Origin of the sequence: Pseudomonas sp. PA-1-6B, assembly GCF_021609545.1 — a bacterium.
In the GTDB taxonomy this organism is placed as follows: Bacteria; Pseudomonadota; Gammaproteobacteria; order Pseudomonadales; family Pseudomonadaceae; genus Aquipseudomonas; species Aquipseudomonas fluorescens_BV.
The window spans coordinates 1-12,304 of record NZ_WJZM01000097.1; the positions used below are offsets into that span (position 1 = coordinate 1).

A 12,304-nucleotide genomic window follows, 5' to 3' on the forward strand; every position below is an offset into this window, starting at 1 on the left:
ACGGCGGTACGGTGTCGGTGGAGTACACACCGATGTACACCACAGACAGCATCAAGGTGACGATGGTGGGCACGGCCGGAGCGGGTTCTCCGGTGATCCCGGCCAAGAATGGGGTAGCGACGGGCAAGGTCACGTTCGACATTACCAAGGCCGCGATTGCCGCCAACGTCGGCAATGCCAACAAGACGGTCACCCTTGATTACGAAGTGGCCCGCAACGGCAAGGTGATTTCGTCCAAGGTGTTGACGGTGACAGTGACGCCCATACCCCAGGCTGAGTTGGCCAAAACGGAGCTCAGGATCATTGAGGCTAACGAGGCGACTCGAGTACTGGACTTGGATACAGTTGGCGTCAATATCACAGGGCTAATTGGTGTCTGGCCGTTTATCACTGCGTCTTACCCCGTCTGGTTGAGGCTGCTGGGGAAAACGGACAAGGGCGTTGATCATTCGCTGACGGTGTACAACGGTGCAGGTAGCGCAGCTGTCAACCCGACCTGGATCGCTCAGCGGAGAATCCAACCAGCGATCTTTCGTAATTATCTGAATGGATTGGGTGATAGCACCAAGCTGCAGATGGAGTTCAAAGCGGCTTTCAGTCCTAGTAAAGCTGAAGCTGATGCCATTAGATTTCCAGTGGTGGAGTACATAGTTGCTACAAAGGTTAATGATCTGACGACATTTGAGCATGGTCCGAACACTGGGTGGTATGTCGTCGGCGGTAGCTTGCGTGACAAGGTGATAGATGGAAACCGTTGCGGAGGTCTGTTGTTCGATACAAATTCAAATGGACATTACAAAGTAATATATAAGACATATTATAATCTTCGAATGGGTAAGACGTATCAGTTGTCGTTCGATGTAAGGCCAGAGAATCCTTTAATAACTGCTAGTTTTCATGTTGCGGTGGCAAATACATACATTAATTTTAGAGGTTCATTTACGGGGGCGTCTTGGCGTCATTTCTCGGGAACCTTTCGTGCTGAAACTAGTACTACCTTTAATATTAAAATTGATTTTAAAATACCAACAGCAGCAAACACCTTTATTTTCGTAGATAATATTGGTGTGCGGGATATATAAGGTGGTATGGGGGTGTTTAAAAGTGAGTCTGCTCCATACTCTATCGGTGCGGATAAAGTATGGGGTGGATTTTGTCTAAGTTTGAAGTGTGAAAAGAAGCTTGTTCACTAATGCAATATTGGGTGTCGTCAGGGTTTTGTCATCACCGCGATAAACAGCGGCGACTCCAGAAACCGCTGCAACCAAACCTGCAAACGCTGATACGGCGTCCTTGCAAACCACTCCCGATCTACATGAGCAAACTGGCGCACAAACGGCGCCAGTGCCGCATCCGCCAGGCTCAGGTGTTCGGCGAGCAAGTACTCACGCTCCGCCAGCAAGCCTTCCAACTTCTGCAAGAACACCTCACCCTCGGCCCGATAATGCTCCATCGGCTGTTCCGGGTAGCGCTCGGCATACTTGTATCGATTCAAATGATGCTTGAACACTTGATCATTCTCGGCAATCAACGCCAACACCGCAGGGTCACCTAGCAGCAGCCAATCATCTGGATCGTGCTGCGCCAGCGCCCATTGCATGATCTCCAGGCTCTGCTCGATCACTCGACCTTCGACACTCAACACCGGCACCGTACCCTTGGGCGACAGCGCCAGCATCTCGGCTGGCTTGGCCTTGAGGCTCACCTCGATGATTCGCACAGGAACGCCTGAGTAACGCAAGGCCAGCCGCGCCCGCATCGCATACGGGCAGCGTCGGAACGAGTACAGCAGCGCTTCGTTCACTTGACCTCCAGGGTACTCAAGCCATTGCCCTGGCGCTGGACCTGGATTTGCACCGGGATGCGCTCGTGCATTTCCTGTACGTGGGAGATCACCGCCACCTTGCGGCCCTGGGCCTGCAAGCCGTCCAGAGCGTCCATCGCCAATTGCAATGACTCCGGATCAAGGCTGCCAAAGCCTTCGTCGATAAACAGCGACTCGATCTTCAAGGTGCTCGACGCCATGGAAGCCAGGCCCAAGGCCAAGGCCAACGACACCAGGAAGGTTTCGCCACCGGACAGCGAATGCACCGAGCGCAGTTCATCGCCCATCTCTGTGTCCATCACCAGCAGCCCGAGCATGCTGCCGCCGCGTTTGAGCCGGTAGCGGCGCACCAGTTGGCGCAGTTGCACGTTGGCATGGTGCACCAGCAAGTCGAGGTTGTAGGCCTGGGCGATCTTGCGGAAGGTGTCGCCGGTGGCCGAGCCGATCAGCGCATTCAGGCGTGCCCAGCGCTGCCACTGCTCGTAAGCCTTGGCAATCTGTTCGGCCAGGGCCTGGTTGGCATTCTGGCGGCGCTGGTCTTCGGACTGGCGTGCGCGCAGTTCGGCGCAGTGTTTCTCACCCTCGAGCAGTTGCTGGTCAAGCGTTGCCAGGGTGGCGTCCAGTTGCTCGGCCTCCAGGTTGCCGTTGTGCAGGGCCTGGTGTTCGGCCAGGCGCTGTTCGCGCTCGTGCAGCAGAACCTTGGCTTGCTCGACGGCCTTTTCGCTGCTGTGCAGGTGCTGACGCAACTGCGCGACCTGGGCTTCATCAAGGGCCAACAGGCGTGCCAGGCCCTGATCATCCAGTTCTGGGTGCTGGGCGCGCCATTCGCCGATGCGTGTCGCAAGGGCGTGCTGCTCCGCCTCCAATGCCTGCTGGCGTTGCTGCTGGGCCTTGAGGTCGGCGGCCAGCTGTACTTGCGCCGTGTGCACGGCGTGCAGTTCCTGGTTGGCGTCGGTCTCGCTTTGGCGCGACTGCGTGACGGCTTGCTCCAGCTGCTGTTGCCAGTGTTCGGCGCTGGGGTAATCCCCTAGCAAGGCGCGGAGTTTTTCCTGGACGGCGTGTTGCTGGTCGGCCAGCTCGGCGACTTGCAGATTCACAGCGTCGAGTTGCTGCTGACGATGCTGTTGGTGGGTGTGTTGTTTCTCGATGGCCTGTTGGCGCTCCTGCTGCTCGGCCTGCTCATCGCGTTGATGGCCCAACTGCTCAAGGCGCTGGCTGACCTGTTGGTCGAGCTGCATGAAGGTCGCCGCAGGCGCGCTGTGCAAGCCTTCCAGCGTTTCGCTGGGCAGCAGGCTGGCGAAGGCGCTGAGTTCCGCCTCCAGGCGTTCGCGGTCGCCGGCCAGTTGCCGTTGTTGGTCCACCAGCAATTGCCGGGCTTGCTGGCTGGCATCCTGGGCCGCTTGTAATTGTTGCTGCAAGCGCCCGGCGTTCTGTTGCAGGTTGAGCAGGGCGCCTTGGCGTTGTTCGTCCTGGCTGATGCTTTGGGTCAATTGGGCCAGTTGCTGGGCCAGCCAAGGGCTGCGCTTGGCAGCGTCCTGATTGAACAGCGAGGCAGACAGTGGGTGGGCTTGCAGGCTCGGCGCCAAACCCTGCTGCTGGGTGGCCAACTGTTCCTGCTGTTGCAGGAACTCTTTTTGCTGAGCGATCAGGCCGCCCACTTCACCGCGCAACTCAGTGAGTTTTTCCTTGAGGCTGTCGACGGCTTTCTGCGCAGCCGCCTCTTCACTTTCATCATGGCGACCCAGGCTCTGCAGCAGGGCTTCAGGCTGGTGATAGGGGTGTTCGTGGCTGCCGCACACCGGGCAGGGTTGGTCATCCTGCAACTGCTCGCGTAATTCCTCGACGCTGGCACTGCGGGCCAGGCGTTGGCGCTCAAGGAGTTGCTTGGTCACCGCCAGGGTTTGTTCGGCAACGGTGAGTTCGGCCTTGGTTTGCAGGCCGGTCTGGTTCAGTTGTTCGCGTTTTTGCGCGGCCTCGGCGAGCCTTTGCGTGAGCGCACCTGCCTGTTGATCCAACTGTTGCTGGCTGTCCCACAAGCGGGCCAGGTCTTCGAAGGCGCGCTGTTGTTTGCGATTGTCTTGCAGCAGGCTGGCCAGCAATTGGATTTGTTCGGCCACCGCGTGCGGTTCGGCACCGGCCTCGTGGTAGAGCAGGTCCAGGGCTTCGCGCTGTTGGGTGAACTGTTCGGCGGCGGCGCTGGCGCGCTGTTCGAGTTGCCCCAGCTCGGCCTGGCCTTGGTTGAGGCGATTGCCGATCAACACCAACTGTTGCAGGCGGTCACGGTAGGCGTTCCAGGCATCGCTCAGCGGCGCGAGGGCGGCGCTGTGCTCAAGCTCGGTGGCCAGGCGTTGCAGGCGCTCGGTGCCTTGGGCTTGCGTGTGTTGCAAACCGTCGAGCAGCGCCTGGCCTTCGGTGCAGGCGCTTTCGTGCTGGTGTTTTTCCTCGTTGCGCTTGGCCAGTTCGCGGCTCACATGGGCGAGGGTGTTTTGCTCTTCGATGGCCTGGCGCAGCAGGGGGGCGGCGTCGGCCTGGTGTTTCAGGGCCTCGGCCAGTGCTGCCTGGGCGGCCACTTGCTGGTGTTGCGCCTGTTCCTGGCGGGCGTGCAGGGCGGTTTGTTGCTCGACGTGCTGCGCAATCTGTGCCGCCAGGGGCGTCAGCAGGGTGCCGAGTTCTGCCTGGCGCAGGAAGTGATGGCGTTGCGGTGCCAACTGCTCCAGCAGGCTGAGGTCTTGGCGTTGCTGGCCTTGGCTGGCCCAGGTTGCTTCGTCGCGTTGCAGTTGCTCCACTGCGTGTTGATGGCGCTCCTGCCATTCACGCAGTTCCTTGAGCCAGGTGTGCTGCAGCTCCAGCTGCTTGAGCTGGGCTTGTTGGGTCTTGAGCTGCTGCTGGGCGTGGGCCAACTGTTGATCCAGCTCGGCGCGGGCTTCGGGGGCCAGGGGTACCACGCCGGTGGCTTGGTCCTGCAGCTGTTTGTGGGCGTCCTTGGCCTCTTTGGCCTTATCGAACGCACGGCGGCCGAGCTGGGTGTAGAGCGCGGTATCGGTGAGCTTTTCCAGCAGTTCGCTGCGCTCATTGTCATTGGCCTTGAGGAAGGCGCTGAACTCGCTTTGCGCCAGCAGCACCGCACGGGTGAACTGTTCGAAGTTCAGGCCCAGGGCCAATTCGAGCTGGGTCTTGTACTCGGTTTTCTGGCTGGCCAGCAGTTGGTCGCTGTCCAGGTCGATCAGGCTTTGCCGGCTGTTCTGCAACTTGCCGCTGGCCTTGTCACGGGCGCGGTTGGCTTCCCAGCGCGCACGGTAGCGACGGCCACTGACACCGACAAAATCCACCTCGGCATAGCCACCACCGGTGCCGCGTCGAATCAGGGTGCGCGGGTCGCCGATGGAGATATCCGTGTCGGCGTCCGGCATCTTGGCCTGGCCGGTGTCACCCAGGCGTGGCACTGCGCCAAACAGCGCCAGGCACAACGCATCGAGCAGGGTACTTTTACCCGCGCCGGTCGGCCCGGTGATGGCGAACAGACCCGCACTGGCCAGGGGCTCGGCGGTAAAGTCGATTTCGAACGGGCCCGCCAGGGAGGCGAGGTTTTTCAGGCGGATGGCGAGGATCTTCATGGCTGTTCGCCCTCCTGTTGCACTTCCTGGAGCAGCACGGCGAAGTCCTTCAAGGTCTGTTCATCCACTTCACTGCCGTAGCTGTCCTGCCAGGCGCGGCTGAACAGTTCCTGGGGGGTGAGCTGGTCGAGTTCGATCAGTTGCGCATCGTCTACCTCTGCGCTGCCGCGTGTGCCGGCATATTCGGCGGCGATACGCACCAAGCGCACGGCCTTGCCTTGCAGGGCGGTTTCGATCTGTTGGCGCAGGTCCGGTTGCGGCTCGTCGAGGCGCACGCGCACTTCCAGCCAGGGGTGGCGCTGGGTTTCGGCGAGCAGGTCGATGTCGGGCAGCTCACCGAGTTGCTTGAGGATATCGGCGAGGGGCGCGGCATCCAGGCGTTGCAGGTTGACGGAGCGGGGAATCAGGATCGGTTCGCAGCCCACCAGCCTTTCGCCCTGGAACGTCACGTCGAGAATCTGGTGCTTGTAGCCAATTTCGGAGAACGACAGGGGGATTGGCGAGCCGCTGTAGCGAATGCGCTCCTCGCCATTGACCTTTTGCGGCTTGTGCAAATGGCCGAGGGCCACATACGCCACGCTTCGGTCGAACAGTGTGGCAGGCAGCGCCTCGGCATTGCCGATGATCAAGCTGCGTTCGGAGTCTTCGGATACCGACCCACCGGCCATGTGCGCATGGCTGATGGCTATCAACGCCTGGCCTTTGTTGCGCTTGGCATTGGCCGCCGCGATCAGCCATTCATGCACTTGGCCGATGCCGCGCAGGTAATCATCGCCCAGCTGTGCGCCGGTGACTTCCGCCGGGCGCAGGAAGGGCAGCGCCAGGCACCAGGCGGCGATCTTGCCTTTGGCATTGGGCAGCGGGATCAGCAGCCGGTCGGCATCCAGTTGCCCGTCATCCAGCCACAGCACCCGGCCCAGGGCATGGGTGCGCAGGCGGCGCATCAGAGGCGCAGGCAGCTCAATGCGCGAACCGGAGTCATGGTTGCCGGCAATCATCACAATGGTCAGTGTCGGCTGTTGTTCGTGGGCGCTGATGATGAAGTCATACAAGCGCTCCTGGGCCTTGAGCGGCGGGTTGACCGTGTCGAAGATATCGCCGGCGATCAACAGCACGTCCGGGCGCTGGGTCTTGAGTTGGCCCAGCAGCCATTCAAGGAAACAGGCATGTTCGAAGTCGCGTTCCTGGCCGTGGAGGTTTTGGCCCAAGTGCCAGTCGGAGGTATGAAACAGACGCAAGGCGAACTCCGTGGAGAAGATGAAAAGGAGGGGAGTTTACCTGTAAAAGTGCGCGTGGACTCATGGCCGACGCGATCAACGGAGTGTGGGCTAGCCCTCATGGCTGTCTGTAGGCGCGAGCTTGCTCGCGAAAAACGTCAACGATGACGCGTGTTTCCTGGATAAACGCGGCGCCTATGAGTTCTTCGCGAGCAAGCTCGCTCCTACACAGGGGTCATGGGGTGTTAGTGGTGTTGGGTTGCAGGCAATCCAGCGCACGGTCGGCGAGGGTGCGGGCCATGTCGATCAGGTGAGCGGTGGAACAGGCCATGTCGCGTCGGGTGCCTTTAAGGCCTTCGGCGGTTTCGGTGGCGGTGGTGGCGGCGCAGCGCAGTAGCGAGGAGATGCTGGCGATGGCGTCTTCGAAGCTCAGGTCTTCGTGGGCGACGAAAATGGGGAAGGGTGGGTCGGGGACGATTTTGCTCATGGGTATAGCTCCTACTCGATTGGGGCGCCAACCTGTGCCGTTTCCACACGACAAATTAGGTGGCAGCCATACGCGGGGTGGAAACCGGGGAGTAGGACCCAGTCAGACCGAAGTCTGCCCGCGCACAGCCGCCATTGAGCGTTTGCACACGATCATGACGCCTACTCATTCCAGGTTTCCACACCCGATCGCTGATAGGCAGCGACGAAGCGAAGGCTAGCCAGTGGGTTGAGCAGGCGCAAGGCCAAAGGATTGTCTAGGAAACGTCCTGCAAATTAAAGGGATATGGATTGCTGGCCTTTAACAATGCATGTCGAACGGGCGGTGATGAATGGAACGGCAGGTTGAGTGACGACCACCCATAAGGTGGATTTTTCAATCAATCCCTGAATGAATCAGAGGCCCACCATGTCATTTTCAGTAAAACCACCTTCGACTAGCACTTTCACCGCTCTACCAGATCAACTGGATGCTGACAGTCGCTCAACCCAAGCTAACCATCGTCAGGCACGAAGCGCTCAAACCCAGGCCAGCGCCCCGGACCTGCGGCCGTACGCAAGCGTGAGTGACCGGCAACTAATAGGGTTGATCCGCGATCACTTCCGCGAATTCGCCGCAGGGGCGACAGACAGCTATGTGAACTTCAATGAGTTGAAAGAGGCCGCCGGCCTGATCGCCACCGACAGGACGTTCTCACCCGAGGCCCATCACGCGGCCAAGGAGCTACTCTCACGCCCAAAACTGCTGCGCAAGCTGGATATCGGCATCAGCTTCTTCGGTGGCCCCGGCAAGGAGGATGGCCGGTTCGATATGGATAACCTGAACTATCTGTACAAGTTCCCCCATCGGGAATGGAAGGTGCCGCGTCGTAATCACTAAGTGCAAGCAGGCGTCCGAGCAGGCGATGCAGATCCACTGTGGGAGCTGGCTTGCCTGCGATGGCGGAGTATCAGCCAGCACATCTGCCGCCTGTTACACCGCCATCGCAGCATAGGTATCTACATAACTCTGTTAGCTCAACGGTAACCACGATGCTAAGCGAGCCGCTCTTGATCTTGATCTGCTTTTGATCTTAGGCGCCCCGTTAAACCACGCTGGCCGGAATTCGACAGGGATTTGGGGGGTAAACCGGCAGGGATGCCGGTTTAGCCGCCCCGCGCCATGGATGGCGCGTGGCGGCGGCCCCCCCAAATCACTGGCGGATTACGGGCACACCGAGCCTAAGCGAGGTGCCGAGTGGTGGGGCAAGAGCGCTTTGCTTACTTTTGTCTGGGCCGGCATTCCGGCTTTTCGAAAGTGAGCCGCCGTCAGGGCGGAACCCTAAGTGGCCGTTACCTAAATAACGGATATGTACGCGCTCTAATCCAACATCCCAGTTGGCTGTGAGACCGTTTTCGCAGGCAAGCCAGCTCCCACATTTGGATCGCGGCGCATCAGTTAGATCAGCATCGGATGTCAGGCCGTCACGGGAGTAAACTCCCTCGCCACAGGTCCAGCGTCGCCTCGAAGTTGTGTAGATACCTATGGCCATCGCGGGCAAGCCCGCTCCCACAGGGTTTTGTGGTGTTGGTTGAGGCTGGGTTACTTGGGGTAGAGCGGCGGCAAGCTGGTGGTGTCGGTGGCCAGGTCTTGCTCGCGTTCGGCCACGGGGATGGCCTTGATCGCTCGCCACAGGTCATCACCCAACCAGTATTGGCCGCTTTCGCTATACAGCGCGCCATTCAAGCCATCCAGGGCATCGGACAGCGGCACAAACCGTGCGGCCATGTCGGCCAGGGTTTCGGGTTGTTGCCTTGCCCAGGCGTCGAGGGCCTGGCGGGTAGCATGAGGGTCGTTGGCCTGGGTGGCGCGCTTGAGGTCGTCGAGCAGGGTGCGTGGGCTGGGGCCGGTTTGCGCGGCGCGTTGTACCGCCGGTTGCCGGCGTGCGCGCCACCACAGGCCAAAGCCTAGCAGGGTGGTGCAGGCCAGTATCAGTGTGCTCAGTTGCCACAGCCACAGGCGGTCATCGTCGGGGGCGGTGATGATGGTCGGTGTCGCCGGGGTGTCCACCACCAGGCTGGGGTTCACCGCCACTTGCACGGTGCGCGCCGGCAGGCTGGTGCGTTCCAGATGATCTTCGTGGGTGTTCCACCACACCACTTCCACGGCGGGCAGTTCCAGCTCGCCGGCGCGGGTCGGCACCAGGGCTTCGCGGTCTTCACGGCTGCCGGTCAGGCCGCGGTCGCTGGTACGGTTAGCCATCACTGGTTGGTCGGGGTAGCGGCGCAGGCCGTTGACCTCGGTGCCGGGCAGCGCCGGCAATTGCGCGCTGGACAGGCCTTCGGCCTCCACGGTGAGGCTGCGGGTCAGGGAGTCGCCGACTTGCACGTGGTCCGGCGTGGGGTTCCAGCCTTCGCTCAAGCTCAGGCTGCGCGCGGGCAGCCAGGGAGTGTCGGCGGGGTAGGCGTCCGGTTTGGGTTTGACCGTCAAGGGCAGGGGCGCGGAGCTGACGTGAATCATCTTGCCCGGCTTGGTGCCCTGCAGGGTGTTTTCCTGGGGCGGGCGCGATTCCACCAGGGTGGCGCTGAAGGTCTGCGCCGGAATCACCACGGCGCCGCTGTGTTGCGGGTAGAGGGCGTAGCGGGTTTCGATCACGCCATGGCGGATGCTGTTGATGACCTTTTCATAGGTGCGCGATTCGCCCAGTTGTTCGACACGTGCATCCGGTATCTGCAAGGGCGTGAGGCTGCTGTCGTCATACAGCGACACCGAGTGGTACACGCGCACGGTCAGCAGGGCCTGGGCCTGCACGTACACGCTGGTCTGGTCGAGGCTGGCTTCGATGAACACCGGGGCCAGTTCGGCGCTGGTGTTCTGGCTGGCGCTTTCCACCACTTGCAGGGTGATCGGCTGGGTCTTGAGCGCGCCCACCTGCAGCGGCGGGATCACCACGTTGCCGTTCACCTTGGGCAGCAGGGTGATGATCCAACGGGTGGTGGCGTGGTTGTCGCCGTCCAGCGTGGTGAGTTGGTTGATCTGGCGGGTGCCGCTGACTTCGAACTGCGCGTCCAGGGGCGACAAGTCCGGTTTGCCAAACTGGGTCACATCACTGGATTGCACCGTCAGCTCCACCGTTTCCCCGGAGTTGAGGCGGCTGCGGTCTACGCTGGCGACCAGGTCCGCCGCCTGGGCGTGGGCTGCCGACAACGCGAGCAGGAGCAAAAGGGTGGTGCGGCGGCTCATCGAGTGGTGTCCTGATGTTGTTGCTGTTCGTACCAGAATTTGCGGCGCAACAGCTCGCCGGGGTTGTCCGGGATCTCCTGCAACCATTGCTCCAGTGCTTGGCGGCGCTCGCCTTCCAGGCGTGTGTCGGCGGGGCGCAGTGGCGGCGTGGTGGTCTGCTCGTCACCCAGTTCGCTGCCAGGCACTTCATTACCGCCTGGCTGTGGCGCGGCGCCTGTCTGAGTCTCAGCGGTACCGGCTTCGCCCTGGCCGTGGGACGATTGCTCGCCGCCCTGGGCCGTTTGTGCGCTGGTGCCCGGTTGCGCAGTTTGGCCGGGTTGGGCGGTTTCGTCATCTTCGTTTTTTGCAGGCGGGTCCGGCTCGGGCTGCGTTTGCTCCTGCATCAGCGCTTCAACCAGGGCTTTGTTTTTCAGCGCCGGCTGCAAATCGGGCTGGGCTTCCAGGGCTTGTTCATACGCATCAATGGCCGCTTCAAGCTCACCGGCCTTGGCCAGGGCATTGCCGCGGTTGTAGTGGGAGTAGGCGTCGCTGCCTTGGGCAAACCGCTTGATGGCCTCGGCGTAATTGCCGGCTTCATACAGCGCCACGCCTTGCCATTGCGGGTCCTGGAAGTGTTCGGCGGCTTCGGCCGGGCGTTTGTGCTTGAGCAGGTACTGGCCTTGTTGGTCGGGGCGTAGCCACAGGTCCTGCAACCCAAAGGCGTAGCTGGGTTGCGGCGCACCCATCAGCAGCAAGGGCAGGCAGAACAGCCAGCCGCGACGCCCGGCGCACGCGGCCAGCAGCAACAACGGCAAGAACAGCCAATAACCCTGGTCGGCCCAGCTGTCCAGGCGCAGCCGTTGGCCGTCGTCGCGCAGGGCTTGGGCGCTGTCGAGCATGCCGAGTTGGCGCAGGTCCTTGTCATCCAGGCGTGCTGCACGGTAGCGGCCGCCCATTTCGCTGGCGAACGCCTTGAGGGTCGGGCTGTCGAGGCGCGGCACCAGGATCGCGCCCTGGTCGTCCTTGAGGAATTCGCCGCTCTCCTGAGTCACCGGCGTACCTTCGCGACTGCCGATGCCGAGGATCGACAACGTCGGAGCCTGGGCACTTTGCAGTTGCAGGCGGATGCCCTGGCGCTCTTGTTTGGACAATGAGGAACCGATCAGCAGCAGGCGCCCCTGGCCGAGACCGCCTTGCCTGAGCAGGCCCAGGGCTTTTTCCACAGCCAGATCGGCACGATGGCCGGGCTCGGGCATGATCGAGGGGCGCAGGGCTTCCAACAGGTTGCGGCTGGTGGCCAGGTCATCGGACAGCGGCACCAAGGTATGGGCGCTGCCGGCGTACACGATGATGGCTGTTTGCGCATCGGTGCGTGCTTGCAGCAAGTCATACAGCTTGCGCCGCGCCTGTTCCAGGCGGTTGGGCGGGCTGTCGGTGGCGAGCATTTCCGGGGTCAGTTCCAGCAGCACCATCAAGGGGTCGGAAGGTTTCTGGCTGGCTTGTTCAACCCGTTGCCAACTGGGGCCCAATAACGCGAGCACGGCCAACAGCCAGGCGATGCCGAGCACCACCCACGGCGATTTACTCTCGCGGCCATTGCCACCGCTGAGCAACTCGGCATGGAACGCCGGCGGCAGGATCATCTGCCAGCGCCCGGCGCGCTTTTGCCGATGCCAGAGCTGCCACAGCAACCAGCCAAGCACGGGCAGCAACAACAGCCACCAGGGGCGCAACCAGTGCGGCCACAGCGCGATCATCGACGCCTCCGCAAACGCAGGCGCTGCAGACGCTGGCGCCATTCAGGGTGTTGCTGCAAAAACATGCTCCTGCTCGATAGCCTGTTGAAGGCTCGTTGCAAAGCGTTGTTCGGCCAGCGTTCCTGGATCACCAGCAACAGGCTCAACACCAACGCCAAGGCCAATGGGCCGCTGTACAGCGCCTGGGCCGGGCGGGCCTGGGT

Annotated in this window: 7 protein-coding genes and 2 pseudogenes; 2 read left to right on the forward strand and 7 right to left on the reverse strand. The window is 61.5% G+C overall.

What is annotated here, in order from left to right:
* Positions 1-1,082, forward strand: a pseudogene (locus tag GIV35_RS26600) (hypothetical protein); the annotation flags it as partial.
* A 128-nt stretch (positions 1,083-1,210) separates the two neighbouring features.
* Here GIV35_RS26600 and GIV35_RS26605 read toward each other — a convergent pair.
* The 4 genes from GIV35_RS26605 to GIV35_RS26620 form a co-directional block, all read right to left on the reverse strand.
* On the reverse strand, positions 1,211-1,804 hold the full coding sequence (locus GIV35_RS26605) for a glutathione S-transferase (protein WP_223024680.1): 594 nt from the start codon (positions 1,802-1,804) through the stop codon (positions 1,211-1,213).
* Entirely contained in the window at positions 1,801-5,439 is a 3,639-nt protein-coding gene (locus GIV35_RS26610; RefSeq protein WP_223024682.1) for an AAA family ATPase, read from the reverse strand. The genes GIV35_RS26605 and GIV35_RS26610 overlap by 4 nt, the downstream gene beginning before the upstream one ends.
* On the reverse strand, positions 5,436-6,677 hold the full coding sequence (locus GIV35_RS26615; protein ID WP_213153741.1) for an exonuclease SbcCD subunit D C-terminal domain-containing protein: 1,242 nt from the start codon (positions 6,675-6,677) through the stop codon (positions 5,436-5,438). The genes GIV35_RS26610 and GIV35_RS26615 overlap by 4 nt, the downstream gene beginning before the upstream one ends.
* Before the next feature lie 214 nt (positions 6,678-6,891).
* Positions 6,892-7,143: a DUF6124 family protein gene (locus tag GIV35_RS26620; protein ID WP_198715883.1), complete on the reverse strand. Its 252-nt coding sequence runs from the start codon at positions 7,141-7,143 to the stop codon at positions 6,892-6,894.
* A gap of 408 nt (positions 7,144-7,551) precedes the next feature.
* Here GIV35_RS26620 and GIV35_RS26625 point away from each other — a divergent pair, with 408 nt between their 5' ends.
* Entirely contained in the window at positions 7,552-8,022 is a 471-nt protein-coding gene (locus tag GIV35_RS26625) for a hypothetical protein (RefSeq protein ID WP_200649329.1), read from the forward strand.
* Positions 8,023-8,724: 702 nt separating this feature from the next.
* Here GIV35_RS26625 and GIV35_RS26630 read toward each other — a convergent pair.
* The 3 genes and pseudogenes from GIV35_RS26630 to GIV35_RS26640 all read right to left on the reverse strand — a co-directional run.
* A complete protein-coding gene (locus tag GIV35_RS26630; protein ID WP_236265874.1) occupies positions 8,725-10,365 on the reverse strand; it encodes a BatD family protein in 1,641 nt (546 codons plus the stop codon).
* Positions 10,362-12,101: a tetratricopeptide repeat protein gene (locus GIV35_RS26635; protein WP_236265875.1), complete on the reverse strand. Its 1,740-nt coding sequence runs from the start codon at positions 12,099-12,101 to the stop codon at positions 10,362-10,364. Before GIV35_RS26635 ends, GIV35_RS26630 begins: the two co-directional genes overlap by 4 nt.
* A pseudogene (locus GIV35_RS26640) lies at positions 12,098-12,304 on the reverse strand (BatB protein); the annotation flags it as partial. The gene GIV35_RS26635 and the pseudogene GIV35_RS26640, both read right to left, overlap by 4 nt.